Annotated in this window: 21 protein-coding genes; 11 read left to right on the forward strand and 10 right to left on the reverse strand. The window is 60.9% G+C overall.

The genetic code is table 11. The features are described from left to right. The first annotated feature begins 26 nt into the window (after positions 1-26). Entirely contained in the window at positions 27-1,082 is a 1,056-nt protein-coding gene (locus FBZ99_RS05495) for a sugar phosphate isomerase/epimerase family protein (RefSeq protein WP_145631849.1), read from the forward strand. A gap of 288 nt (positions 1,083-1,370) precedes the next feature. Further along, complete coding sequence (locus FBZ99_RS05500) at positions 1,371-2,558, forward strand: Gfo/Idh/MocA family protein (RefSeq protein ID WP_113354915.1); 1,188 nt, start codon at positions 1,371-1,373, stop codon at positions 2,556-2,558. Positions 2,559-2,603: 45 nt separating this feature from the next. Here FBZ99_RS05500 and FBZ99_RS05505 read toward each other — a convergent pair whose 3' ends face one another. Next, positions 2,604-3,008 (reverse strand): DoxX family protein, encoded by a 405-nt coding sequence (locus FBZ99_RS05505; RefSeq protein ID WP_113420185.1) that lies wholly within the window; start codon positions 3,006-3,008, stop codon positions 2,604-2,606. A gap of 258 nt (positions 3,009-3,266) precedes the next feature. Between FBZ99_RS05505 and FBZ99_RS05510 the strand changes: the two genes are divergently transcribed. The 3 genes from FBZ99_RS05510 to FBZ99_RS05520 all read left to right on the forward strand — a co-directional run bounded on the left by FBZ99_RS05510 (position 3,267) and on the right by FBZ99_RS05520 (position 7,581). After that, on the forward strand, positions 3,267-4,640 hold the full coding sequence (locus tag FBZ99_RS05510; protein ID WP_145631851.1) for a GH1 family beta-glucosidase: 1,374 nt from the start codon (positions 3,267-3,269) through the stop codon (positions 4,638-4,640). Positions 4,641-4,711: 71 nt separating this feature from the next. After that, complete coding sequence (locus FBZ99_RS05515; RefSeq protein ID WP_173002424.1) at positions 4,712-5,260, forward strand: NADPH-dependent FMN reductase; 549 nt, start codon at positions 4,712-4,714, stop codon at positions 5,258-5,260. 110 nt (positions 5,261-5,370) lie between these two features. Continuing rightward, the gene (locus FBZ99_RS05520; protein WP_145631853.1) at positions 5,371-7,581 is read left to right on the forward strand and encodes a putative bifunctional diguanylate cyclase/phosphodiesterase; all 2,211 of its coding nucleotides are present in this window, start codon (positions 5,371-5,373) and stop codon (positions 7,579-7,581) included. A 62-nt stretch (positions 7,582-7,643) separates the two neighbouring features. Here the strand turns inward: FBZ99_RS05520 and trhO are convergent, their stop codons facing one another. Together trhO and FBZ99_RS05530 are read right to left on the reverse strand one after the other, a co-directional pair. Beyond that, positions 7,644-8,585, reverse strand: a complete 942-nt coding sequence (gene trhO / locus FBZ99_RS05525; protein WP_113330586.1) for an oxygen-dependent tRNA uridine(34) hydroxylase TrhO — start codon at positions 8,583-8,585, stop codon at positions 7,644-7,646. 170 nt (positions 8,586-8,755) lie between these two features. Beyond that, positions 8,756-9,241: a MarR family winged helix-turn-helix transcriptional regulator gene (locus tag FBZ99_RS05530; protein ID WP_113330549.1), complete on the reverse strand. Its 486-nt coding sequence runs from the start codon at positions 9,239-9,241 to the stop codon at positions 8,756-8,758. A 49-nt stretch (positions 9,242-9,290) separates the two neighbouring features. On the opposite strand from FBZ99_RS05530, the gene FBZ99_RS05535 reads away from it, so the two are divergent. Beyond that, positions 9,291-10,796, forward strand: a complete 1,506-nt coding sequence (locus FBZ99_RS05535; RefSeq protein WP_145631855.1) for an FAD-dependent oxidoreductase — start codon at positions 9,291-9,293, stop codon at positions 10,794-10,796. Between the two features lie 61 nt (positions 10,797-10,857). Here FBZ99_RS05535 and FBZ99_RS05540 read toward each other — a convergent pair whose 3' ends face one another. Both FBZ99_RS05540 and FBZ99_RS05545 read right to left on the reverse strand, forming a co-directional pair. After that, on the reverse strand, positions 10,858-11,769 hold the full coding sequence (locus FBZ99_RS05540; protein WP_113354927.1) for a CHAD domain-containing protein: 912 nt from the start codon (positions 11,767-11,769) through the stop codon (positions 10,858-10,860). Further along, on the reverse strand, positions 11,747-12,232 hold the full coding sequence (locus FBZ99_RS05545) for a CYTH domain-containing protein (protein WP_113330585.1): 486 nt from the start codon (positions 12,230-12,232) through the stop codon (positions 11,747-11,749). The genes FBZ99_RS05540 and FBZ99_RS05545 overlap by 23 nt, the downstream gene beginning before the upstream one ends. Before the next feature lie 160 nt (positions 12,233-12,392). On the opposite strand from FBZ99_RS05545, the gene FBZ99_RS05550 reads away from it, so the two are divergent. The 3 genes from FBZ99_RS05550 (at position 12,393) to FBZ99_RS05560 (ending at position 14,158) form a co-directional block, all read left to right on the forward strand. Further along, positions 12,393-13,031, forward strand: coding sequence for a 2-dehydro-3-deoxy-phosphogluconate aldolase (locus FBZ99_RS05550; protein ID WP_113330546.1), 639 nt, complete (start codon positions 12,393-12,395; stop codon positions 13,029-13,031). 126 nt (positions 13,032-13,157) lie between these two features. Then, entirely contained in the window at positions 13,158-13,853 is a 696-nt protein-coding gene (locus FBZ99_RS05555) for a tellurite resistance TerB family protein (protein WP_113330545.1), read from the forward strand. 89 nt (positions 13,854-13,942) lie between these two features. Further along, entirely contained in the window at positions 13,943-14,158 is a 216-nt protein-coding gene (locus FBZ99_RS05560) for a hypothetical protein (protein ID WP_173002425.1), read from the forward strand. A 38-nt stretch (positions 14,159-14,196) separates the two neighbouring features. Here the strand turns inward: FBZ99_RS05560 and FBZ99_RS05565 are convergent, their stop codons facing one another. The 3 genes from FBZ99_RS05565 to FBZ99_RS05575 form a co-directional block, all read right to left on the reverse strand. After that, a complete protein-coding gene (locus FBZ99_RS05565; protein ID WP_145631858.1) occupies positions 14,197-15,309 on the reverse strand; it encodes a nickel/cobalt transporter in 1,113 nt (370 codons plus the stop codon). Then, positions 15,303-15,962: a DUF1007 family protein gene (locus tag FBZ99_RS05570; RefSeq protein ID WP_173002426.1), complete on the reverse strand. Its 660-nt coding sequence runs from the start codon at positions 15,960-15,962 to the stop codon at positions 15,303-15,305. The genes FBZ99_RS05565 and FBZ99_RS05570 overlap by 7 nt, the downstream gene beginning before the upstream one ends. Positions 15,963-16,052: 90 nt before the next feature. Then, positions 16,053-16,946: a LysR family transcriptional regulator gene (locus FBZ99_RS05575; RefSeq protein WP_113330541.1), complete on the reverse strand. Its 894-nt coding sequence runs from the start codon at positions 16,944-16,946 to the stop codon at positions 16,053-16,055. A 529-nt stretch (positions 16,947-17,475) separates the two neighbouring features. Between FBZ99_RS05575 and odc2 the strand changes: the two genes are divergently transcribed. Both odc2 and FBZ99_RS05585 read left to right on the forward strand, forming a co-directional pair. Continuing rightward, the gene (odc2, locus tag FBZ99_RS05580) at positions 17,476-18,609 is read left to right on the forward strand and encodes an ornithine/lysine decarboxylase (protein ID WP_112421581.1); all 1,134 of its coding nucleotides are present in this window, start codon (positions 17,476-17,478) and stop codon (positions 18,607-18,609) included. A gap of 113 nt (positions 18,610-18,722) precedes the next feature. Next, positions 18,723-19,313 carry a GNAT family N-acetyltransferase gene (locus tag FBZ99_RS05585; RefSeq protein WP_113354932.1) on the forward strand — a complete coding sequence of 197 codons (591 nt, stop codon included), beginning with the start codon at positions 18,723-18,725 and terminating at the stop codon, positions 19,311-19,313. A 57-nt stretch (positions 19,314-19,370) separates the two neighbouring features. Here the strand turns inward: FBZ99_RS05585 and FBZ99_RS05590 are convergent, their stop codons facing one another. Together FBZ99_RS05590 and FBZ99_RS05595 are read right to left on the reverse strand one after the other, a co-directional pair. Continuing rightward, positions 19,371-20,753 carry a cytochrome-c peroxidase gene (locus tag FBZ99_RS05590; protein WP_145631861.1) on the reverse strand — a complete coding sequence of 461 codons (1,383 nt, stop codon included), beginning with the start codon at positions 20,751-20,753 and terminating at the stop codon, positions 19,371-19,373. 19 nt (positions 20,754-20,772) lie between these two features. Then, positions 20,773-22,401 (reverse strand): phospholipase C, encoded by a 1,629-nt coding sequence (locus tag FBZ99_RS05595; RefSeq protein WP_113355084.1) that lies wholly within the window; start codon positions 22,399-22,401, stop codon positions 20,773-20,775. Positions 22,402-22,462: the final 61 nt, after the last annotated feature.

Genomic DNA, 22,462 nt, shown 5'->3' on the forward strand with positions numbered 1-22,462 from the left:
AGAACGCGATTAGGGAGGAAATACAGATGAAGACGATCAAGGGACCGGGCCTGTTTCTCGGCCAGTTCGCCGGCGATGCGGCACCGTTCAACTCGTGGTATTCGATCACGAAATGGGCAGCTGACGTCGGCTATATCGGCGTGCAGGTTCCGACCTGGGCAAGCCAGCTCATCGACCTGAAGAAGGCAGCCTCTTCGAAGGATTACTGCGACGAATTCGCCGGCGTCGCCCGCGCCAACGGCGTCGAGGTCACCGAACTTTCCACCCACCTCCAGGGCCAGCTCGTCGCCGTGCATCCGGCCTATGATGAAGCCTTTGATGGTTTTGCCGCTCCGGAAGTGCGGGGCAATCCGAAGGCTCGGCAGGAATGGGCGGTCGAACAGGTGAAGATGGCGCTGACGGCGTCGAAGCATCTCGGCATCAAGGCGCATGCGACCTTCTCCGGTGCGCTCGCCTGGCCCTTCATCTATCCCTGGCCGCAGCGCCCGGCTGGCCTTGTCGAGACCGCTTTCGAGGAGCTTGCCCGCCGCTGGACGCCGATCCTCAACCATGCCGACGAGAACGGCGTCGACGTCTGCTACGAGATCCATCCCGGCGAAGACCTGCATGACGGCATCACCTTCGAGATGTTCCTGGAGCGCGTGAAAAACCATCCGCGCGCCAACATGCTCTACGATCCCTCGCACTACGTCCTGCAGTGCCTCGATTATCTCGAGAACATCGACATCTACAAGGACCGCATCAAGATGTTCCACGTCAAGGATGCGGAGTTCAATCCGACAGGACGCCAGGGTGTCTATGGCGGCTATCAGGGCTGGGTCGAGCGCGCAGGCCGTTTCCGCTCGCTGGGTGACGGCCAGGTCGATTTCGGCGCCGTCTTCTCCAAGATGACCGCCAATAATTTCGACGGCTGGGCCGTGGTCGAATGGGAATGCGCGCTGAAGCATCCCGAAGACGGCGCCCGCGAAGGCTCCGAATTCGTCAAGGCGCACATCATCCGCGTCACGGAAAAGGCCTTCGATGACTTCGCCGGCAGTGGCACGGACCAGGCGGCGAACCGGCGCATGCTGGGGCTGTCGTAATTTCTCTTCTCCCCAACGGGGAGAGAATGCTGCCCAGGCCGCCTCTTCCTTCGAGGCTTCACTCCTTCGCAGAGCTCAGGAGGCTCCGCACCTCAGGATGAGGGCGGAGCGAGCTCTCGCGAAACTCCACTAGAGCCATCTTAGGCATCGCTAGTTGGAAGGATGTGATGCTGGCGCGGTAGACCAGCCTCACCCTGAGATGGCCTGCAAGGCCATCGAAGGGCGAGGCGGGTGGCTTGGAACGACAGGCATCCAAAATGCGAATTCTAGTTCATTTAGGAGGACAAAATGGCAATCGAAGGATCATCGGAACAGACGCGGGAGCCGCGCATCCGGCTCGGCATGGTGGGCGGCGGCGCCGGCGCTTTCATCGGCGCAGTGCATCGTATCGCCGCGCGCATTGACGACCAGTTCGACCTCGTCGCCGGCGCGCTCTCGTCTTCGCCGGAAAAGGCTCAGGCATCCGGCCGCGATCTCGGTCTCGATCCCTCGCGCACCTATTCCAGCTACCGTGACATGGCGATCCGCGAAGCGAAGCTGAAGAACGGCATCGAGGCGGTTTCGATCGTCACGCCGAACCATGTCCATTATGACGCCGCCAAGGAATTCCTGCGGCGCGGCATCCATGTCATCTGCGACAAGCCGCTGACATCCAATCTTGCCGACGCCAAGAAGCTCAAGAAGGTGGCCGACGAGAGTGGAGCGCTCTTCATCCTCACGCATAATTACACCGGCTATCCGATGATCCGCCAGGCGCGCGAGATGATCGCCAATGGCGAGCTTGGTGATATCCGCGTTGTGCAGGCGGAATATCCGCAGGATTGGCTGACGGAAAATATCGAGCAGTCCGGCCAGAAGCAGGCGGCCTGGCGTACCGACCCGGCCCAGTCGGGCGTCGGCGGCTCCACCGGCGATATCGGCACGCATGCCTATAATCTCGCTTCCTTCGTGACTGGTCTCGAGCTCGACAGTCTTGCCGCCGATCTCGACAGCTTCGTTGAAGGACGTCGCCTCGATGATAACGGCCATGTGCTGCTGCGCTTCAAGGCGAAGGGCAAGGAAAAGCCGGCAAAGGGCATGCTGTGGTGCAGCCAGGTGGCGCCCGGCCATGAGAATGGGTTGAAGCTCCGCGTTTACGGCACCAAGGGCGGCATCGAGTGGACGCAGGCCGATCCGAACTATCTTTGGTACACGCCGTTTGGCGAGCCGAAGCGGCTGATCACCCGCAACGGTGCCGGCTCCGGCGCTGCAGCCGCGCGCGTCTCGCGCATACCCTCGGGCCATCCGGAAGGCTATTTGGAAGCTTTCGCGACAATCTATACCGAGGCTGCGCGTGCCATCAACGCCCGTAAGAAGGGCGTGGCCATCGATCCTGCCGTGATCTATCCGACCGTCGATGACGGTGTGAAAGGTGTGGCTTTCGTCGAAGCCTGCGTCGCGTCCTCGAAGCGCAATGGCGCCTGGGTCAAGCTCTAGGTTTGGGGAGGTTCGAGGCGGTTTTGCCGCCTCGAACCTGCTTATTCAGACGGCGATGTCCTGCCTGCGCTTGGTCAGCGCGTCGACACTCAGCGGGCCACCGCCGGCGCTGGCGAGAAACAGGAAGATGAAGCAGAAGAGGATAGCAGATGTGCCGCCGTTCTGGGCGGGATAGAAGCTCTGCGGCGCATGACGCAGGAAATAGGCAAAGGCCATCAGGCCTGACAGAATGAACGCTGCAATCCGCGTCTTGAAGCCGATCAGGGCGAGGAAGCCGAGAGTGAGTTCGAGTAGGCCGGCGATCCAGGACAGCGATCCGACAGCGGGCACATTTTCGGCCGCCGGGAAATGCAGCACCTTCTGCGTTCCATAGCTGAAGAGCACGAGCGAGGCGACAATGCGCAGGAGACTCAGCAGATGAGGGTGGAGGGCGTGGATCGCAGGGAGCATTTGTGTCCTTTCACTGTCAAGTTTGGCTGCTACCCTCAATTGATCCCAAGCCGAAAGACAAGTCACGACTGTTGACATTGCTGTTATCAAGCCGTGCGAAGAGTGTTGCTGCTGCCGGTGAAGTTTTTTCAGGCGCCTTTCGCCGGCCTGGTTTGTCGGCGCCTGCAACGTTGCAGTTTTCCCGTGCCGGCACTGTACTTTGTCATGCCGCTTGGCTAAACCGCAGCCAACGAAGCCATAACAGACGGGATTTTCACCATGATCGATCCGAAGCTTCTTGCCGATCGCTTCCCCGGCGATTTCACATTCGGTGTTGCCACCGCCGCCTTCCAGATCGAGGGTGCCACCAAGGCCGACGGCCGCAAGCCATCCATCTGGGATGCTTTCGCCAACATGCCGGGCCGCGTCTATCAGCGCAATAATGGCGACATCGCCTGCGACCACTATAACCGTCTGGAGCAGGATCTCGATCTGATCAAGGACATGGGGGTCGAGGCTTATCGCTTCTCGATCGCCTGGCCGCGTATCATCCCCGAAGGCACCGGCCCGGTGAACGAAGCCGGCCTCGATTTCTATGATCGCCTGGTGGATGGCTGCAAGGCGCGCGGCATCAAGACTTTCGCGACCCTCTACCATTGGGATCTGCCGCTGGCGCTTGCCGGCGATGGCGGCTGGACGGCGCGCTCGACGGCGCATGCCTTCCAGCGCTACACCAAGACCGTCATGGCCCGCCTCGGCGACCGCCTGGATTCTGTCGCCACCTTCAACGAGCCTTGGTGTATCGTTTGGCTGAGCCACCTCTATGGCGTCCATGCGCCCGGCGAGCGCAATATGCAGGCGGCGCTCTATGCGATGCACTATATGAACCTTGCCCACGGCCTTGGCGTCGAGGCGATCCGCTCCGTCGCGCCGAAGGTGTCTGTCGGCATCGTGCTGAACGCCGCTTCGATCCTGCCGGGCTCCGACACCCCCGAGGATTTGGCCGCGGTAGAACGCGCGCATCAGTTCCACAATGGCGCTTTCTTCGATCCAATCTTCAAGGGCGAATATCCGAAGGAATTCGTCGAGGCGCTCGGCGATCGCATGCCTGTCATCGAGGAGGGTGATCTCAAGACCATCAACCAGAAGCTCGATTGGTGGGGCCTGAACTACTATATGCCGATGCGCGTCTCCGACGACGCCTCCAGGAGCGGTGATTTCCCCGGGACGAAGGAAGCGCCGCCAGCAAGCGACGTGAAAACCGATATCGGCTGGGAAATCTATGCACCGGGCCTGAAGCACGTCGTCGAGGATCTCAACAAGCGCTACGAGCTGCCGGAGTGCTACATCACCGAAAACGGTGCCTGCTACAACATGGGCGTCGTCAACGGCGAGGTCGATGACCAGCCGCGCCTCGATTATTATATCGAGCATCTGGGTGTCGTCGCCGATCTCATCAAGGATGGGTATCCGATGCGCGGCTACTTCGCCTGGAGCCTGATGGACAATTTCGAATGGGCTGAGGGATATCGCATGCGCTTCGGCCTCGTGCATGTCGATTACGAGACCCAGATGCGCACCATCAAGAAGAGCGGCAAGTGGTACAGGGAGCTTGCCTCGCAGTTTCCGAGGGGTAACCACAAGGCGGTCTGATGTTGTCCTGGCTCTCCCTCAAGGGGAGGGTGGCTATCGCTCGAATCGGCGAGGCCTGATAGACATCGCGCATGATCCAGCGGCCGATTTTTCTTTATGCGCTTTGCGGCAGCCTGCGGCAGGCTTCGGCCAGCCGCAGGCTGCTGGAGGCGCTGCGGTTCGCGTGCCCCGAAGGCATCACCATTGCGATTTGTGATCTGATCGGTGAATTGCCGATCTTCAATCCGGATAATGAGGGTGAGCGAACACCTGTTATCGTCGAGAGATTGGCGGCGGAGATCGGTAAGGCAGATGGTTTGATCGTGTCGTGCCCGGAATATGCCCACGGCATACCCGGCGGCTTGAAGAACGCGCTGGACTGGCTGGTGTCGCGCCACGAGGTGCCGTTCAAGCCGCTGATGTTTGCTCACGCATCGCATCGTGGCGATCTCGTCTTGGCACAGCTCACCGATGTCTTGCAGACCATGTCGCTGCATATTGTTGAAGACGCTTTCTTGCGCCTGCCGGTTGCAGGCAAGAGCGATGAGATGCAGGCCGCGATGCTGCTGGAGGCCCGAGAAAGCGGCCTTTTATCCGCAAGTCTAAGCCGTTTCGCGCGTGCGATTGCCACTAAGGCATGAATTCTTCCGGTTTCGGCAGATATACAACTCTTTCCTGTAGGAATCTCCAATTCGCCTTAACCGTTTATTGAAGACCTGACGGCAGACTTCTCCGCCAAGGAGAAAAGGTGTTGGGAGCAATTTCCAAGTCCCTGCAGAAAAATGCACAGATCGGTCGTCATTCCATTGTGACGGCCGTTTTGATTTGCTTCGCCCTGATCGTTGCCGTCGTGACCTTGATGGTTCTTACCGCTATCGGACGCGTTGCCGATTATTCCAACAAGCTGGACGACGAGCGCTCCTGGGAAACGACCGTCGGGGCATTGAAAACCTTTCAGGGACAGCTGGAAGCGACACTGCATGACCATTCCGCCCGCAACGATGCGGCGCGAAATGTCTATGGGACCGATAATCAAAATTGGATCGTCGGCAATTATGGCGACATCTCCTCCAACGGCGCGTTGTTCGATACTGCCATCATCGTGGACGACAACAACAAGCCGATTGTTGCTTACCACGATGGCCAGCCATTGACCGAGAATATCGAGGATGTCCTCGGTGCGGCCGTCTGGGCGCTCGTCGATCAGGCGCGAACAACGCGTGTGACTGGGGTACCGGAAGCTGCGGGCTACATCATGACCAGAGATGGTATCGCCGCCGCCGGGGCCGCGACGATCCGCGAAAGATCCGGTCGCATTCCGGTGGCAGAAGGTCATCGGCGCTATCTGATCCTCGTCCGTTACCTTGACGCCGACCGGATCAAGATGCTCGCCAACACCTATGTCATCAGCGGTTTGACGCTGGTGCCGCCGGATACCGTCGCCCGATATGCCGTCTCCATCGTCGATCCGCTCGGCAAGTCGCTGGGACGGTTGGTGTGGAGCTCGCGCCAGCCGGGGGATATGAGCTATCAGCAGGTCCGCCCATTGGTGCTCGGCGCGCTTGGTCTGGTGGGTCTGTTCTTCGTCGTGCTGCTAATCCTGGGATCGATGGCGGGGCGCCGGCTGCGGGCGGAGGAAGTTCAGGCACGGCAGGTCTCGCTTCGCGACCGGCTGAGCGGGCTCCTCAATCGTGAGGGATTGCGGCTCGATGTGGATCGTCTGGTCGATCGGGCGCGCTCCGACGGCACCAACGTCCTGCTTCTCTACCTAGATCTCGATGGTTTCAAGGAAATCAACGACGCCTACGGGCATGGCACCGGCGATCAGCTCATCCGCGCGGTAGCCGCTGGGCTCAAGGTTCTCGTGCCACCGCAGGCGGCCTTGGCGCGCCTTGGAGGCGATGAATTCGCCATCGCCTTCCCGACGAAGGAGCTTAATGACGCCCCAGCTTTGCGGTTGGCTGAGCAAATCCTGGATTTCCTTGCCGAGCCTCTGGAGATCGGCCGCCGGGTGGTCGTGGTCGGCGCCAGCATCGGCATCGCAAGCTCGCCCGAAGGCCGCATCGACCGTGAGGAACTGGTGCGACGCGCCGATCTTGCCATGTACAAGGCCAAGGAAGCCGGCCGCGCCCGCATGACCTGCTACGAGACAGCCATGGATGCGCATCGCGAGGAACGCAATGCGCTGGAGCTCGATCTGCGTCGCGCGATCGAGATGGAGGAACTGACGCTCGCCTACCAGCCTCTGGTTGATGCCTCGAGCTGCGAGATGATCGGGGTCGAAGCGCTGGTGCGTTGGAACCGTCCCGGACATGGACCGATTTCGCCGGAGGCCTTCATTCCGATTGCCGAAACCAGCGGCCTGATCGAGGCATTGGGCCTGCTGGTTCTCCGTAAGGCCTGCCAAGCGGCACGGCACTGGCCGGATCTGCGTGTTGCCGTCAACGTTTCGCCGGGCCAGTTCCGCAATCCCGCCTTCGCCGATTACGTCCGCAGCGTGCTCAACAGTACCGAAATCGAAGCCGAGCGCGTGACGCTGGAAATCACCGAAGGCTATATCATTCAAAATCCGGAGCGTACCCGTCAGTCGATCGAGCGGTTGAAGAGGCTCGGCGTCAAGGTGGCACTCGATGACTTCGGGTCGGGCTTCTCCTCCATCGGCTATCTGCGCCAGTTCGGTTTCGACCGCATCAAGATCGATCGCTCGCTGACGATGAATGTGCTGGAGGACAACCGCGCCCGCGAGATGGTGAAGGCGACCGTGGCACTGGCACGGTCACTCGACATTCCCGTCACGGCCGAAGGTATAGAAACCGAGGAGCAGGGAAGGGCGCTGGAGGGCTTTGGCTGCGACGAGCTGCAGGGCTATTTCTATGGCAAGCCGATGCCGGAAGCCGAGATCAGCAAGCGGCTTGCGGTACAGATGGCAACCGCACTGGATGAAGAACACGCCGCCGCCTGATATGCCTGGAGCATCCGCGCATTCCTGAGGGAGGCCGCAGTGCAGTTCTTCCGAAAATGCCTTTAGCCGATATGCTCGCGACCACGCTTGCGGGCGAGCGCGATCTGCCGCTGCCTTTCGCGATAGCGCTCGCGGTCTTCTTCAGTGCGTTCGTGATAGCAGTGGCTGCAGGAAACGCCAGCCTCGTAAAAGGGTGAGGTCACTTCCTCTGATGTAATGGGATTGCGGCAGGCGTGGCAGAGCTTGTGATTGCCTTCCTTCAGGCCGTGTTCGACTGAGACACGCTCGTCAAAGACGAAGCAGGCGCCTTCCCACAGGCTCTCCTCCGGCGGCACTTCCTCGAGATATTTCAGAATGCCGCCCTTGAGATGATAGACCTCGTCGAAGCCTTGCTGCTTCATGAAGGCGGTCGCCTTCTCGCAGCGGATGCCGCCGGTGCAGTACATGGCGATCTTCGGCTTGTTGTGCAGGCCGGTATTGTCGCGCACCCAATCGGGAAATTCGCGGAAAGTCTTCGTCTTCGGATCGACCGCGCCCTTGAAGACGCCGATGGCGGTCTCATAGTCGTTGCGGGTGTCGATGACGATGGTGTCGGGGTCGGAGATCAGTGCATTCCAATCCTTCGGCGCGACATAGGTGCCGACGACCTTGGTCGGGTCGATGTCCTCGACGCCCATGGTGACGATCTCTTTCTTGAGCTTCACCTTCATGCGCACGAACGGCATTTTTGACGCGCGGCTTTCCTTGTGTTCGAGCCCGGCAAATTCCGGCTGGGCGCGCAGGAAGGCGAGCACGGCGCCGATAGCGGCATCCGTGCCGGCGATCGTGCCGTTGATCCCTTCATGGGCCAGCAGCAGCGTGCCCTTCACGCCATTTTCCTCGCAGAGCGCAAGCAGTGGCTCGCGCAGGCTTTCGAAGCGCGGAAAGGAAACAAAATGATAGAGCGCGGCAACGAGGAATGCGCCGATCGCGTCGCGCCGTGGATCTGAAAGCATGTCGGTCATGCCGGTGAAATACAATTTTGCGGGCTTTCAGGCAATCGGGATTTGCGTCGCAGCCCGCGCCCTTGCGATCCCGCCTCTGTTGGTGCGGCGAAAGATGTGGGTTGTGCTAGCCGACGAGCTGAGATGTCCAGCGCCATACGACTTGAAAGGAAGGCATTTCGAAATGCGGCTTATCGTGCAGCTGGCGCATCATCCTTGATGTCGTCGGCAAACCTGCGCATGAGCCGCACAAGGTCCTCGATATCCTGGTCATCCCATTTGGCGAAAATGGATCGGGCGATCCTCTCGCGCGCCTCATCGATGCGATCGGTCATCGCCTTGCCCTGTTCGGTGATGACGGCCTCGCGCAGGCGTCGGTCGATCGCGTTCTCCCGCCGGCTGATCAGTCCAAGCCCCTCCATCTTCGCAACCTGACGGCTGACGGTGGTGTAGTCGCGCCCGACGCGATCGGCCAGTTCGACGACGCCGATGGGGCCGAGCCGCTCCACCAAAACCAACAGGGAAAACAGTGCGCGGTCGAGGGAGATGCCCGCCTCCTTAATCATCGCCTCATCACGCTGGGGCCGGTTCATGACGCCGACAATTTCGACCAGCGCGCTATGGAGTTCGCGTAGCTGAGCGCTGATATGTGTATTTTGCAAGCTTTTCGTTGACACCGGGCCGCCCTTCTTTTAATATGTGCATATTACACATATGGAGATGCAAATGACAGAGCAATTTACAGCCGATGTGCTGATTTGTGGTGCGGGCGCGGCCGGCCTCGCGCTGGCCATCGATTTGGCAAGGAGAGGAATTTCCTTCCGACTGATCGAAAAGATGGACGGGCCTTTCCGTGGTTCGCGCGGCAAGGGCATCCAGCCGCGAACCCAGGAAATCTTCGAGGATCTCGGCATTCTCGACCGGGTCGTTGCGGCCGGCGGCATCTATCCGCCCGTACGGCGATATCGCGACGACGGCAGTTTTACCGAGTCCGACATCGCCGAACATCAGGACCCGACACCGGCAGAACCGTACCATCTGCCGCTGATGATACCGCAATTCCTGACCGAAAAGGTGATGCGCGAGAGGTTGCTTGAGCTTGGCCATACGCCGCAATTCGGCTGCGAACTGGTTGGTTTCGAGCAAGACCCGAGTGGCGTGACAGCGCGCCTAGCGGGCAAGGCTGAAGAGGAAATTCTTCGGGTGCGCTGGCTCGTAGGCGCCGATGGCGGCCGCAGTTTCGTTCGCCACGCCCTTGGTATCGACTTTCCCGGCAAGACCCTCGGCGTTCGCGCCATCGTGGCCGATGTCATTTTGACCGGTCTCACGCGCGATGCCTGGCATCGCTTCAACGACGGCGACATGTCGCGGCAGATCATGTTCTGCCCGCTTGCCGGGACCGAGATGTTTCAGATACAGGGGCCGATCCCTCTCGACGGTGATATCGACCTCTCTGCCAAAGGGCTGGAAGCCATGGTGGCGGAGCGGACCAGGCGCGACGATATCCATATCCAATCCGTGTCGTGGTCGTCGGCCTACACCATGAATGCGCGACTTGCCGATCGATACCGTGTTGGCCGCGTGTTTCTCATCGGTGATGCCGCCCACATTCATCCGCCGACTGGTGGTCAGGGCTTCAATACCAGCGTGCAGGATGCCTATAATCTCGGATGGAAGCTGGCAGCGGCCGCCAATGGAGCCGACGACAAGCTGCTCGACAGCTATGAAGAGGAGCGTCAGCCCATCGCGGCTGCGATGCTCGGTCTGGCAACAAGGCTTCTCGATGCTCAGAAACAGGGCGACATGCGGCGCGGTCGCGAGGTGCGCCAACTCGATATAGGTTATCCTTCGTCTTCGCTTGCGCTCGAAACGCTTGGACGCAGCGGCCGCCTGTCTGCTGGCGATAGAGCCCCGGATGCGCCGATCCGTGGCGCCGCCGGCCAGCCGAAACGGCTGTTCGATCTGTTCCGAGGCCCGCATTGGACATTGCTCGGCTATGAGGTGCAGCCGGGATCGGTGCAGCCGCGCGCAGGGCTGCATATTCATACTTTCGGCCAGTCAGGCGACATGGTCGACGCCGGGGGGCATCTGCGCGACATCTACGCCCTATCCCCCGGAGAATGGGTGCTCGTGCGGCCGGACGGATATATTGGCGCGATCGCTGCCGCCGACGACATTGCGATGCTGGAAGGCTATTTCGCGCAAGTGGGGCTTGGTTCGGCGGATGCGTAGAGCGCCTAAAGCAACGCTAGGTCATGCCGATTGAACTGCCTGAGGCGGGCGCGTGACCCCGTCAGTTGGCCGCCTCCAGCCAAAGGTGCTTGATAGTCCGTGCTTCGCTCTCCGGTTTGTCGGCGAAGACCCAGCGGCCTCGCTCCAGCGCTTCCCCGCGCGCGGTCTGCTGCCGGGCAATGATCGCTTCCAGCAGGCGCGCGTGATCGTCGCTTCTGTCGAAGAGATGCGGCTCGCGGTCTGCGACATCGGCCAATATCGACATGTCGAGATAGCGGCCGAGCACGTCGACCAAGGCCTTGGCCTCCAGCTGCTTGGCATGCATGGCGGCCGGCCAGACATCGCGCAGCAGCATGTGATGCATCCAGTAATCCTGGCTGCGTTTGCGCAGATCATGAAAGCTCTCGACGTGGGCCGCTTCCGCATGGCATTCGGACAGCGCCTGCATCGCCTTGCGGACATTCTTGCGCCAGCTTTTCTGAAAGAGACGGGCCGTGTCGCGTCGGCCGCAGTCGAAGGATATCTCCTTCAACGCCTCGCGCGCCTCGGCACATATCGCGACTGCTGCCTGTGCCTTGTCTTCGAGATCGGTTTGCGCCGCCGCCAAGCGGTCGCGCCGGGTGGTCAGCAGATCGCTGACGCGGGTCAGCGCGTGCAGTTCTTCTGCGGATCTGGCGGTTGCCTGCAGGTAATGACCGATCTCGATCAGTGCGGTCGCATCGCGCACGCCGGAAAGCGTGCGTGCCATATTCCGAAGGCGGTCGTTTTCTCGCTGCTGAAATTCGCGCGCGACCGGAGCGATCAGCCGGTAGAGCGCGCGCACGCGCTTGATGTTCTTGCGGGCGTCGTGAACCGCTTCGTGCAGGCCCTGCGGTCTGTCCGTCAGTACGGCCATTGCCTTGCCGAGTTGATGCGCGGCTGCTTTGTGCACCTCGTCATCAAGGGCTCGGTCAGGCCGTATGCGATAGCTCATCGTACTCCTGCTCGAACTGCGTCGCGAGGGCCTGATTGGAATAGCGGTATTCGCCGGTTACCTCGCGTCCGATCCAGTCCGGCAGTTCCGGATTGTCGCTTTCGTCGTCCATTTCCACTTCAGCGATCACGAGGCCGCGATGGGCGCCGCGGAAGACATCGACTTCCCAGGTAAAGCCCTTGAACTGCACTTTGTGGCGGGTCTTCTCGATGACGAGGCCGATCGCCGTTTCCAGCAATTCCTCCGCCTCGTTGACGGGGATCTCATATTCGAATTCGTCCCTCGTCATCGACTTGCCGATCTTGATCGTCAAGGTTGCCTTGGTGTCGTTCGTCAGCCGTATGCGCACGGAACGGTCTGCCATGGAGGCAATATATCCTTGTCGCAGGATCAGCCGCTCCGAAACGGAATCACGCCAGTGATCGCCGCGCACCAGAAACTTTCGCTCGATCTCTTTTGCCATGCGTTTGACATGCTCCACCGGCACAGATTGGAACAGACTATAGCAAGTTGCCGCAATTTCCTACCCGTCGTATTTAAAGCGAGCTTTTGTCTCGACAAGCACCTTCGGGAAGGCTATTCGAAAGCCGGATTTCAATCGTTTTAAAGGGAGTGCACCGACCATGGGCGAGAAAACCGAGAAGCTTCTTTCCATCCTCAAACTGCAGCCCGTTGTTCCCGTGCTGATCGTCGACGATGCGAAATCGGCCGTGCCGCTCGCCCGTGCGCTCGTTGCGGGCGGTCTCAAGGCCATCGAGATCACGCTTCGCACCGCCGGTGCGCTGGATGCGATCCGTGCTGTCGCCGAAGAAGTCGAGGGTGCCGAAGTCGGCGCCGGCACGATCCTCAATGTCAAACAATGGGACGCGGCCGTCGAAGCCGGTTCGAAGTTCATCGTCAGCCCCGGCACGACGCAGGAACTGCTTGATGCTGCGCGCGGTTCGCATGTGCCGCTGCTGCCGGGTGCCGCAACGGCCAGCGAAGTGATGGCGCTGCGGGAAGAGGGCTATACGGTACTGAAGTTCTTCCCGGCCGAGCAGGCCGGCGGTGCTTCCTATCTGAAGGCCCTGTCATCGCCGCTCGCCGGCACGGTCTTTTGCCCGACTGGCGGCATCTCGCTGAAGAACGCCCATGACTATCTGTCGCTGCCGAACGTCATCTGTGTCGGCGGCTCCTGGGTTGCGCCGAAGGAGTTCGTTGCATCGGGCGATTGGGCCGGGATCACCAAGCTTGCCGCCGAGGCCGCCGCGCTCAAGGGCTGAGCGGCTGCCTCCCGTCGGTTTCGAAGGCGCGCAGGCTTCTGCACGCCTTTTTGCATTCTGCGGATTGGTATTTGCGGTTGCGCTTCCTATCTCCCTGTCACCATCAAAGGACGGAGGACCATCCATATGATCGACGCCCGCAAGCTTCTTGACCAGTTCCTGGGATCGCAGGTTCCGGGAGTGCAGGGGACCGTGAGAGACAGGGCAACCCAGGCCATCAATCTTGCCAGGGACAATCCGATGGCGACGAGCGCCATCGCTGGCGTGCTGCTGGGGACGAAGACCGGACGCCAGGTCGCCGGAAATGCGCTGGCGCTCGGCGGTCTCGCAGCCATCGCAGGCCTCGGCTATCAGGCCTACAAGAACTACCGCGACGGCAATCAGCCGCAGCCAGCCCCGCAGGCCGAGCCGCAGTTCCTGCCGCCGCCGTCGGATTCCGGCTTCAGCACAGCGCCGGCCGTCGCCAGCAATGATTTTACGCTTTCCCTGGTGCGGGCCATGATTGCGGCCGCCCGCGCCGATGGCCATATCGACGATGCGGAGCGTCAGCGCATTCTCGGCAAGGTACAGGAGGCTGGTGTCGGATCGGAGGCGGAAGCCTTTTTCCAGCGAGAGCTTGCCAATCCCGTCGATCTCGATGCCATCGTCGCTTCTGCAAAGACCGAGGAACAGCGGGTGCAGGTCTATACCGCTTCGCGGCTGGCGATCGAGCCGGATTCGCGGGCTGAGCGCGGCTATCTCGATCTGCTTGCCGGCCGCCTCGGTCTGGCCGATGCGCTTGTCGATCATATCGAAGCGACCGTTGCCGGCGCTAAAGTCTGACGCGTGTGACGATAGGGCCGGTTGCCTTTCCTCGGCAGCTGGCCTAAGCCTTCGCCGGAACTCATGTCAGGGCGTCAGGGATGGCTACATTGACGGATAAGAAAAGCGAGACCCGCTCGGCGGCGATTGCAGCCGGCGTTATCCTGCTGGTTGCGACAGCCGTGCTTTACCTGATGCCGAACGTCATCGTCTGGCTCGGAGACATTTCGCCATGGCTCGGCACCGGTTTCGGCGTGCTCGTCATCCTGGCCTTCTTCTTCGTGTTCTGGATGCGGGCGCGATACCAACGGCGCAACGGGCCGTAAGCTCCAACGTAAAGCTCTCCCAAACCCTCGGAAATCGCTCAGTTCTGCAGCGAGGCGCCGAGCAGGATGATGCCCGTGCAGATGACGAGCAGCGCGCCGAGGATCTCGATGCCGTTGCCCACCCAAACCGAAAGTCTCGAGCCCTTGCCGGTGAAACGCACGGCGGTGCCTTTCGCGAAGACAGCGATGATGGCAAGCAGCGAGACGGTCAGCGCGGTACCGATCGACATGGCGAGGACCGATAGCAGGCCACCAAGATAGAGCCCGTTCAGCATCGAAAAGGTCATGACAAGGAGCGCGCCGGAGCAGGGACGCAGCCCGACGGCGGCGATGGCGGACCAGGCCTCGCGGGCACTGAACTTTTCGTTCGACAGCATTTTCGGATCGGGAAGATGGGCGTGGCCGCACGTTTCGCAGTAGGCGCCGTCGCCGCTCGTATGAGCGGGATCATAGCATTGATAGCCGCCGGCGGCGGGCATGGCGGCGCTGCTGCGCGCAAAACCTCTTGCCGAATCCGTGCCCGTCGCTGCTCCCTCGAACAGAGAAAGGCTGATTGGCCCGGCCGACGTCGCAAGCTGCATGTCTTGACGTTGCGCCCGGCTCTGCATCATCGCCCGCAGCTTACGGAACAAGAGCCAGCTGCCGAACAGGATGACCATGACGAAGCTTGTGATCTCCATGGCATTAGTCGCCATCGTCATGGTGATGCCAGACCCGCGCAGGACGAAATAGGCGGCGCCGACAACAAGGACGGCGACGAGGCCCTGGATGAGCGCAGAGACGAAGGAGATGCCGATGCCGCGTTTCAGCTCGATCTCATTGGCGACCATGTAGGAGGAAATCACCGCCTTGCCGTGGCCGGGGCCGGCGGCATGGAAAATGCCATAGGCGAAGGAAAGGCCTATCAGCGTCCAGAGCTGCCAGGGGTCCTGGCGCATGGCCTCGATCGACTTGGTGAGCGCACGATAGAAGGCCTGCTGCTCGTAATTCACATAGAGAAAGATTGGCGCCAGCGGGCCGCCCATCGGCTGGAAGCTCGGCTCGGCGGTGCCGATGCCAAGTGGCGAGCCGGCAGCATGGGCGAGACCGGCTGCCGCCAGAAGGGCGACAGCTGCGGCCGGCGCGAGCGTCCTTATTCTCGAAATCAGCATTGCACATCTATCCGCGTTGCAAAGAGTTTCGACATGGTCGTCCCCGTCGGATCGTTGAAGAAGGCATCCGTCAATGTCGACCTGTTTTCGGCGATGACTTCATCCGGATTGGGCCGGACGACCTTATGCGTGCAGCTTTTGAAGGCATCGCCCTCCGTCACCAATTCATTGTCGCTCGGGAAATCGATCGAGGTATAGAGTGTCGGGTCGTAGATGCCGAAGCTCAGCTTGTTGCCCTTGGCGAGCGGCATCGGCTCGGCCGGTTTGACGGCGAAGAACATCAGGAGCTGGCCATCGCGGAAGTCGACATTGATGATATCGGGCTTGTCCACCTTGATCGTTTTGCCATTGAGCGTCAGGTTCGCATAATAGTCGTAATCGGCCAATGACTCGCGCACCGTCTTGCCGACTTCTTTCAGCTCGTCAGGGTCGAGCTTCAGATTGGTGTTCTTGTCGAAATCCATGAGGACGGAGGAAGAGAACACCTCGTCGAAGCGCCAGACGTTGCGCAGCTCCTGCACATTGCCATCCGCGCCGGCGAGCACTTCCAGACGGGCTTCCACGAAAATATGCGGATGCGCTGATGCTATGGCCGGCGCAAGCAACAGGCCGCCGGTCATGGCAACAGCGTGGATGATCGTGGATTTTCTCATGCGTCCGATGTGTTTCGTGAGCATTGATTCACTTCGTTTTCTGGTCAGGAAATGAGACGGAATTGGGACCGGGCGGCCAACCTTGCCCGTTCAGCCGTTCTTGCGGAACCAGTTGTGCAGGTAGTCCACAAAGATGCGCACCTTGGCCGGGAGGTAGCGGCGGTGCGGGTAGACGGCATAGATGCCGCGGTCCGTCGGCAGGTAGTCATTGAACAGCGTCAGCAGCTGTCCGCTTTCGATCGCCTTGCGGCCGATGAAATCCGGGACGATGGCAACGCCGAGATCGGCGAGCGCCGCACGCAGCGTTGCATGCGGGCTATTGACCTCGAGCGTGCCGTTGATAGCGACGTTGAAGGTCGTGCTGTCGGCATCGACGAAGCGAATAGTGCCTTGCGAGCGGGTGTTGGTGTCGATGATGAAGGGAATGCGCGCAAGGTCAGTCGGATGTTCCAGCGTCGGATAACGATCGAGGAACGCTTGCGTCGCGCAGAGATGGACGCGGAAATCGGAAATCTTGCGGGCAATCATGCCGGAGTCTTCGAGTTTGGTGATGCGCACGGCGACATCGAAGCCTTCCTCGATCAGGTCCACGAAGCGGTCGTCGGCAGCGATTTCCAGCGCAAGATCGGGATTCTCCTTGGCGAAGTCGATCAGCGACTGCCCGACATCGGCGTCGACAAAGGTGCGCGGCACGGAAACACGCAGCCGACCTTTAAGTTGCTGGTTGTTCTCGCGCACCAGGTCGGCGAGATTGTCGATCTCCTTCAGGATGTCGGAGGCGGTACGATAATAGGTATGGCCGGCCTCCGTCATGGAGAATTGACGCGTGGTGCGGTTCAACAGCAGCGCGCCGAGCTCGTCTTCCAATTCCCGGACATATTTCGACAAGAGCGCCTTGGAGCGGCCGGTCTTGCGCGCGGCTGCCGAAAATCCCTCGGCCTCGACCACGTCGATGAAGGCGCGAATCCGGGTCAAAGTGTCCATGGTGAAGCCTCCCGCTAACTGTTTCCGGATGTTGAACAAAATGCTTCGATTTGTTCAATTATTTTTTTCGGGCATGGGAGAAAAATTTTCTTGATTATGTCGGCGAATATTCCTATTTCGAGGTCAGCCCAAAGTCGCACGTGCCCGTGGGTGTCCGCCGATCCTCGATGTGGTGAGAAAATCGGTAAGGTACCTGGAATTAACCCCTCCAGTCGCTATTCCGGCCAACCGGAAAATGCGAGGACATCTGAAGCAACGACGGTGCGGGCCTTTTTGTTCTCTCCCGGCTTTCCATCAGCCGGGGTTACTGAAGAGGCACACCTTCATTGCCGGAAGTGCGGTTGGGATATTCCCTCCAATCCATGGCAGACAAAGCGAATTAGCGCCGCTTGCGGCACTGGTTCATCATCCGCGCTTCGCGCATTTGCACGGTACCGGGGTCTCCACCGGCTGGTTCCTGAGCGAGTGAGCGTCGCCCTTTGTCCTCTGGGTTTTCCCCGGAGCCTTTGGAATTTGAAAGGGAATTGACATGACCACGCAACGTATTCGCGATTTCCTCGCTGCCCGACGTCCGGACGGTCCTTGCCTGGTGGTCGATCTCGATGTCGTCCGCGACAATTTTCACGCCTTCCGTCATGCCATGCCGGACAGCGCCATCTATTATGCCGTCAAGGCCAATCCGGCTCCGGAAGTGCTGCGCCTGCTCGCAAGCCTCGGCTCCAACTTCGATTGCGCGTCCGTCGCCGAAATCGAAATGGCGCTCGATGCCGGCGCGACCGCTCAGCGTATCTCCTACGGCAACACCATCAAGAAGGAGCGCGATATCGCCCGTGCGCATGCACTCGGTATCAACCTCTTCGCCGTCGACAGCCATGAGGAAGTCGAGAAGATCTCGCGTGCCGCACCCGGCGCCCGCGTGTTCTGCCGTGTCCTGACGGATGGCGAAGGCGCGGAATGGCCGCTGTCGCGCAAGTTCGGCTGCGTCCCGCAGATGGCCGTCGACGTTCTCGTCTATGCTCATCAGCTCGGTCTGGAATCCTATGGCGTGTCTTTCCACGTCGGCTCGCAGATGACCAAGGTCGATGCCTGGGACGATGCTCTTGCCGATGCCAAGCGGGTTTTCGTTTCGCTCGCCAAGCAGGGCATCCACCTGCAGATGGTCAACATGGGTGGCGGGTTCCCGACCAAGTATCTGCGCGACGTTCCCTCGGCCGAAGCCTATGGCAAGGCGATCTTTGCGTCTCTGCGCGCCCATTTCGGCAACCAGATCCCGCACACGATCATCGAGCCGGGCCGCGGCATGGTTGGCAATGCCGGCGTGATCAAGGCTGAAGTCGTCCTGATTTCCAAGAAGTCGGACAATGACGCCGCTCGCTGGGTCTTCCTCGATATCGGCAAATTCGGCGGTCTCGCCGAAACCATGGACGAGGCGATCCGCTATCCGATCCGCACGACGCGCGACGGCGACGAGATGGAACCCTGCGTCATTGCCGGCCCGACCTGCGATTCGGCCGACGTGCTCTATGAGAAGAACCTCTATCCGCTGCCGGTGTCGCTCACCATCGGCGACGAGGTTCTGATCGAAGGCACCGGCGCCTATACCACGACCTACTCGGCTGTGGCGTTCAATGGCTTCGACCCGCTGAAGGCCTACATTATCTAAGGTCCGGCAGGGATCTGAAGTTCGACAAAGCCGCCCCCGTAACCATCCGGGGCGGCACCCTCACAATAGTTCGTCACCACCGCTGATAACGGTATTGGGCACGGGAGGCCGAGATGGCCGCTGTTCTTGATTCTGTCCGCGCATTCTTTGCGCCGTCCACATTCACTCTCGACCTGGAAAACGCAGGCGATGTCGTTGCGCGCGAAAACCTACTGGATCGCGCCATGGGTCCCGACCGCCGCAAGAAGTCGTCGGAAAAGCTGCGCCAGGGCCGCGTGCCGGCTGAAGGTCTGGCAATCGTCGCGCGCGATCGCGCCGGCCATGTCATCGGCACGGTTCGCCTCTGGAACGTCGAAGCCGGCGTCGATCGGGAGACGCGCCCGGTCGAGGCGCTGCTGCTCGGCCCGCTGGCGATCGATCCCGCCTATGAAGGTAAGGGCATCGGCTCGGCGCTGATGCGCGCCGCCATCCTGGAAGCCAAGAAGCGCGGCCATGGCGCGATCCTGCTCGTCGGCGATGCGCCTTACTACGAGCGTTTCGGCTTCTTTGCCGCAAAGACGCGCCATCTCGTCATGCCGGGGCCGTTCCAGCGCGAGCGCTTCCTGGCCCTCGAGCTCAAGGAAGGGTGGCTCGACAGCGCCGCCGGCATGATCGTCGCCAGCGGCCGCAAACTGGCCCAGCCGCCGATAGCAAAGGCTGCATAAAGGACTCGAACAGTCTCGACGTATTATAAGGCCTCCGCCGCCCGGTCGGAGGCCTTATTATTTCGCAGCCTTCACGCTGTCCTTTGTCGGGTCATAGCCATCCGTCAGCGTTTTCAGGAAGGCGACGACATCGGCTATCTCGGCGTCGTTGAGGGCTGGGGCATCGCCGGGCTTGCGGTTCATCGGGGCGTCGATGACATCGATATTCGCCCGATACTGCGCTGGCAAATCATCATATTTCAGCACCTTGCCGCTCGCATCCTTCGGATAGATCTCATCCGGGTTGGTATCGCGCTTGACATAGAAACGGGTCACATCCTCAAGGCTCCGATAGACGCCATTGTGGAAGAAGGCATGGCGGGCCGCGACATTGCGCAGCGTCGGCGTCTTGAACAGCCCGCAATTCTGCGGCTGGGCGGAATAGGTGTCGTTGCGCAGCGGGCCGCAAATGCCGGTGTCGTAGTAATGCGCATCGGCATTGGCCGGAATGGCCGGATTGCGCGGTGCGGCGAGTGCCTCGAACTCGAAATCGGTAAAGTTGGGCATCTGCCCGTCGCCGGTCATCTTATCGAGATGGCAGGAGGCGCAATTGCCCTTGTTCGCATCGTCGAAGAGCTTCAGACCCCGCGCTTCTGCATCCGTCAGCACTGCCTTGCCGCGCAGATAGTAGTCGTACTTGCTGGTATAGGGATGGAAGGAGCTGTCCTCGATCTGATAGCGGGCGAGCGCGAAGCCGATCTCGGAGATCGTCATGTCCTGATCGCTGAGGATATTGTCGCCGAAGAGCGCCGAAATCTCCTTGCCGTAACTCTCTTTCAGCTTGGCATAGACGGCGGCCGCATCGGCATTCGCCATCTCGAAGGGTGAGATCATTGGCTGCAGGGCCTGTTCCTCCAGCGAATCGACACGCCCATCCCAGAACATGCCGCCCTGCGGCACGAGGTTTGCTGCGGCTGCCGCATCGGCCTTGACGACGGCCTGGGCGGTCATCGGGCCGGCGACGGCGGCCGGAGCATTGGCCAGAGCCACGCCCGACGCTTCGGTCATCGGCGATGCTTCCGCCGCTTCGTCGGCAGCGCTCTCTTCTCCGATCGAGAAGGATGGCGTCGACATTTTGTAGGCGAGGCTCGGCACTGCGCGGATACCCGGCTGATCGAGATGCGGGCCACCGAGCTGGACGGCACGGTCGTTGGCCGGCGCGTAGTGGTTGGCCGGATCGTGACAGGTCGCGCAGGACATCTGGCCGCCGCCCGAGAGTGACGGATCGAAGAACAGCTTCTTGCCGAGTTGCGCCACCGCGCTCAGCGGCGCCTGGTCATCATAGCCATCGGTTGCCGAAGCACTGGCGGCCGGTTCGTTTGCCATGCCTGCAGCCGCACCCGCAAGCGACAGGCCCGCGAGTGCGATGAGCGGCAGGAGACGGCGGTAGGTCAGGGGCATTTCCGTCTCCCTTCTGGATTTACGATGCCTGGTTGCCGGTCTTTGGATCGAGGATCAGCTTCGGCGCGTCACCTTTGGACCAGTCGAACATGGTGTTCAGCGAGCCCGAGAGCACATCGAAGGAGCCGCCGCCGAGGCGGGCGCCGCCCATCCAGTTATCTTCGATGAAGCGCATGACGGAGGTCTGGTCCGTCAGCGTGTGATCGACGAAGTTGACCTTGGCATAAGGCGAGATGACGAGCAGCGGCTGGCGCGTGCCGTAGCCGCACCGTCCCTGCGCCGGCTGGCCGTTGACGCCGGGCAGGGCAGTGCCGGTGGAACAGCCGTCGCCGCTCAGAACGTCATAGCCTTTGACGGGGATTTTCGACGGATTGACGACCGCATGGGCATGATCATACCAGCCGTCGGAATCGTCGTAGAGGATAATGATGGCGGTGTCCTTCCAGTCCGGCGAATTCTGCACGGTGTTGACCACCTGTGTGACGAATTCCTGCTCGTCGAGCGGATCGGAATAGCCGGCGTGGCCATCTTGATAGGCCGGTGCCTTCAGGAAGCTGACGGCGGGCATATTGCCGTTCTTCAGGGCCGCGTAGAAATCCGTCATGTCGTACTGGTGATTTGCCGCATCGGTCGTGCCGATCGTTGCCACCGAAGACGGACGCGCATGTGTCGGGTTGGCCGTTGAGGCGTAATACTGGAACGGCTGGTGATGCGGAATATAATCGGTGTAATTGACCTTGGTGATGGCCGATGTAGTCGCGCGCTTGCAGCCGGTCGTGCCGTCCGGGTTGGTCTGCGAGAGGTCGAAGCCGCCCTCGAAGAAGCCCCAGGTGATCTTGTGCTCGTTCAACATGTCGCCGATGTTCTTGCCGTACATCAGCGCCGTCTGGCCGACCGAACAGACGTCGCCCGTCGGATCGAAATCGCTGATCGCGGTCCAGCCGCCATTGCCGTCGGGCACGATGCGGCCCTTGGAATAGGTGCCGTCGCTTTCCAGCGTATAGCCGGGCGGCAGGATGGCGCCATTGGTCTGGCCGGAGATCAGGTTCAGCGCGCCGGGGGTCGAAGGGCCGAAATTGGTGGAGAAGGAATTGTCGTTCAGCGCATAGTGCTGGGCATAATTCCAAAGGGCCGTGACGGTGTTACCGTCGTAATAGCCCATGACCTGACCCTTGGTGCCGAAGGCGCCGGCAGCACCCTTGGTGCCCTTGCCGGTATTGGCGGGGAAGAGGTCCATGGCGAAGTTGTTGTAGGCGGCCTGTTCGGCGGTATAGCCATGGTTCTGCGACTGGGTTGCGGCCTGCGTGCGGTCGAGCCGGAAGGGGGCTGCCGCATCGGCGCCGTTTGCCGTGTTGGTTTTGTTCGGATTGTTGTCCAGAAGACCGGCATTGGCGAGCGTATTGATATCGGTCGGCGTGTTGTCGGCGGCCTTGAATGCCGGTTCGCCATCGACGTTCGCTGCCTTGGGGTAGGTCGCGAAATAATGGTCGAAGGAGACATTTTCCTGGAAGATAACGACAAGATGCTTGATGGGGGTCGCGGTATTCGGCGCCGGCGCCATATCGGCGGCACCGGCGGCGGAACAGAGCAAAACAAGGGTAAGCGCGCTGCCGGCTTTAAGGGCGGCGCGACGTGAAAAACTGGTCATCGTCATATCCTCTTCGAGTGGGGGCATTGCTCCGGCGCATTTGCGCCACGCCGGGCATAGA

The organism is Rhizobium sp. ERR 1071 (genome assembly GCF_007828675.1).
Classification (GTDB): domain Bacteria; phylum Pseudomonadota; class Alphaproteobacteria; order Rhizobiales; family Rhizobiaceae; genus Rhizobium; species Rhizobium dioscoreae.